At 71.4% G+C, this 3577-nt stretch carries 2 protein-coding genes; both read left to right on the top strand.

What is annotated here, in order from left to right:
* Positions 1–1463: non-ribosomal peptide synthetase (locus ACZ3I3_RS41235; RefSeq protein ID WP_467373011.1), on the top strand; the 1463-nt coding region annotated here is incomplete at its 5' end.
* Positions 1463–3577: condensation domain-containing protein (locus ACZ3I3_RS41230; RefSeq protein WP_467373010.1), on the top strand; the 2115-nt coding region annotated here is incomplete at its 3' end. The genes ACZ3I3_RS41235 and ACZ3I3_RS41230, both read left to right, overlap by 1 nt.

The following is a 3577-nucleotide window of genomic DNA, read 5'->3' as shown; positions in this document are numbered from 1 at the left end:
CGGTGCTGGTGCTGGACGGGCCGGAGTTTCTGGCGGAGACGGGCGGGTTCGATGCGGGTGCGGTGTCGGACGCTGATCGTCTGGCTCCGTTGCTGCCGTCCCATCCGGCGTATGTGATCTACACGTCGGGATCGACCGGCCGCCCGAAGGGCGTGGTCGTCACGCACGAGAGCTGCGCCAACCTGTCGTCGAGCCATGACTGGTACGGCGTGCGGGTCGGGAGCAGGGTGGCCCAGTTCGCGTCCGTCGGCTTCGACATGTTCTGCGAGGAGTGGCTGCTCGCACTGCTGCGGGGCGCGGCGCTGGTGACCGTACCGGCGGATCGTCGGCTGGGAGCCGACCTGGGGCGGTTCCTGGCCGATCGAGGGGTGACGCACGCGGCGCTGCCGCCCGCAGTCGCGGCGACGATCCCCGACGGCCTTCTGGACCCGGCGTTCGTGCTCGACGTCGGCGGCGAGTCCTGCCCGCCCGAGCTGGTCGAACGCTGGACGGCGGACGGCCGCACCATGTTCAACACCTACGGGCCCACCGAGACGACCGTGGACGCCACAGTGTGGCGGTGCAGCCCAGGCCTGGAGGCAGGGGCGGCGGTACCGATCGGCCGGCCCGTCATCAACACCCGGGCGTACGTGCTGGACGCCGCGCTCCGGCCCGTACCGACGGGGGTGGTGGGCGAGCTGTACCTCGCGGGCACGGGCCTGGCACGCGGCTATCTGAATCTTCCCGGGCTGACGGCCCAGCGCTTCGTGGCGTGCCCGTTCGGGCCGGGACAGCGGATGTACCGCACCGGCGACCGCGTGAAGTGGAACGCCGACGGGCAGCTGGTCTTCGCGGGCCGTGCGGACGACCAAGTGAAGATCCGCGGCTTCCGGATCGAACCGGGCGAGGTCGAGGCCGTACTCGCAGCGCACCCGGCCGTCGCCCAGGCCGCGGTGATCGTACGGGAGGACTCGCCCGGCGAACTGCGGATCGTCGGCTACGTCGTCCCCGGCGAAGACACGGACGCCGAGGAACTGCCCCGGGCCGTACGCGAGTTCGCGGCGGAGCGGCTGCCGTCGTACATGGTGCCGGTGGCCGTGGTGGTGCTGGACACCGTGCCGCTGACGGTCAACGGCAAGGTGGACCGAAAGGCGCTGCCCGCACCCGATTACGGCAAGGCCGGCACCGGACGTCCGCCTGCCACCCCGCATGAGGAACTGGTCTGCCGGGCGTTCGCCGACGTCCTCGGCCTGCCCGGAGCCGGGGCCGACGACGACTTCTTCGCGCTCGGCGGGCACTCCCTGCTGGCCACCCGACTGCTCAGCCGGGTGCGGACGGTGACGGGCCTCGACGTGCCCGTCCGGGTCCTGTTCGCGAACCCCACACCCGCCGGTGTCGCCGAGTGGCTGACGGCGCAGACCGGCTCACAGAAGAAGACCAGACCGACGCTGCGGCCGATGCGTAGGCAGAAGAAGGAGTTCTGATGATTCCGTTGTCGTTCGCGCAGCGTCGCCTGTGGTTCCTGTGGCAGCTGGAGGGCCCCGCCGACACGTTCAACATCCCGCTGGCCCTGCGGCTGACCGGGCCACTGGACCGCGACGCGCTCGCCGCCGCCCTGCGGGACCTCATCGAGCGCCACGAGGTGCTGCGCACCGTCCTCCCGGCCGCGGACGGCGAGCCGTACCAGCGGATCCTGCCCACCGACGAGGCAGGCTTCGAGCTGAGGGTCGCCCAGGTGCCGCCGGAGGCCGTGGCGGACGAGGTGCGGCGCGCGAGCGGGTACGCCTTCGACCTGGCCGGCGAAATCCCGTTACGGGCCCAGCTGTTCACGGTGAACCCGGACGAGCACGTGCTGGTCCTGGTGGTGCACCACATCGCGGCCGACGGCTGGTCGATGGGACCCCTGCTCCGCGACCTCTCCACCGCCTACACCGCGCGGCTGGCCGGCCAGGAGCCGCGGTGGGAGCCGCTGCCGGTGCAGTACGCGGACTACGCCCTGTGGCAGCGTGAAGTCCTCGGTACCCAGGACGACCCGGACAGCACCCTGTCCGAGCAGGTGACGTACTGGCAGGACACCCTCGCCGGCGCGCCGGAGGAACTCGCACTGCCCACCGACCGGCCGCGCCCGGCACAGATCACGTCCCGCGGTCACACCGCCGAGCTGGAGGTCTCCGCTGACGCCCACCGACGGCTGCTCGAGGTGGCCGGGGAGCACGGGGCGACCCTGCTCATGGTGGCGCACTCCGCGCTGGCCGTGCTGCTGTCCCGGATGGGGGCGGGCGAAGACCTCCCCATCGGCACCCTGGTCGCCGGACGGACCGACGAAGGACTCAACGACCTCGTCGGCTTCTTCGTCAACAACCTGGTGATCCGCGCCGACCTGTCGGGCGCCCCGGCCTTCACCGACGTGCTTCGGCGGGTGCGTGAGGCTTCCCTGGACGCCTACGAGCACCAGGACGTGCCGTTCGAGAAACTGGTCGAGGAACTGGCGCCGACCCGGTCGCTGTCCAGGCACCCCCTCTTCCAGGTGATGGCGGCCGTCGAGACCGAGGACCCGATGTCCTCCGGGCGGCGCGGCGGGCCCGCCCTGGAACTGCCCGGTCTGCGGGTCGAGATGATCGCCGGCGAAGAGCAGGCGCGCGACCTCGACCTCGACCTGGTGCTGCGCGAGACGCTCGACGACGACGGGCGGCCCGCGGGCCTGCGGGGCGCCCTCATCGGCTCCGCCGACCTGTTCGACGCCGGAACGGTCCAGCGGATCGCGGACATGATGGCGCGCGTCCTGGAGAGGGCCGCCGCCGACCCGTCGGCCCCCGTCGCCTCGCTGGACGTGCTCGGCCCGGACGAGTACCGGCGCATCGTCCAGGAGTGGAATGCCGCTGCGGGGCCTGTGCCCGCTGGCCTGCTGCCGGATTTGTTCGCGGCGCAGGTGGGGCGGTCGCCGGAGGCGGTGGCGCTGGTGGGTGAGGGTGTGGAGTGGTCGTATGCGCAGGTGGAGGAGCGGGCGAATCGTCTTGCGCGGAAGTTGATTGCGCGGGGGGTGGGTCCGGAGTCGGTGGTGGCTTTGGTGCTGGAGCGGTCGCCGGAGTTGGTGGTGGCGGTGCTGGCGGTGCTGAAGGCGGGGGGTGCGTATCTGCCGATCGATCCGGGGCAGCCCGTGGAGCGCATCCGGTTCGTGATCGAGGATGCGGCGCCGGTGCTGGTGCTGGACGGGCCGGAGTTCCTGGCGGAGACGGGCGGGTTCGATGCGGGTGCGGTGTCGGACGCTGATCGTCTGGCTCCGTTGCTGGGGTCTCATCCGGCGTATGTGATCTATACGTCGGGTTCGACGGGGCGTCCGAAGGGTGTGGTGATTCCGCACGAGGCGTGTGCGGGTTATGTGGTCAGTCATGACCGGTATGGGGTGGGTGCGGGCAGTCGGGTGGCGCAGTTCGCGTCGGTGGGTTTTGACGCGTTCTGTGAGGAGTGGTGGCTGGCGTTGCTGCGGGGGGCGGCGTTGGTGTCGGTGCCGTCGGATCGGCGGTTGGGTGATGAGTTGGTGCGGTTTTTGGTGGATCGGGGGGTGACGCATGCGACGTTGCCGCCGGCGGTGGCGGTG

This window comes from Streptomyces sp. NPDC016851 (genome assembly GCF_055562795.1).
Note: the sequence above shows the minus strand (reverse complement) of the source record. Positions and strands in the feature narration are given on the sequence as shown.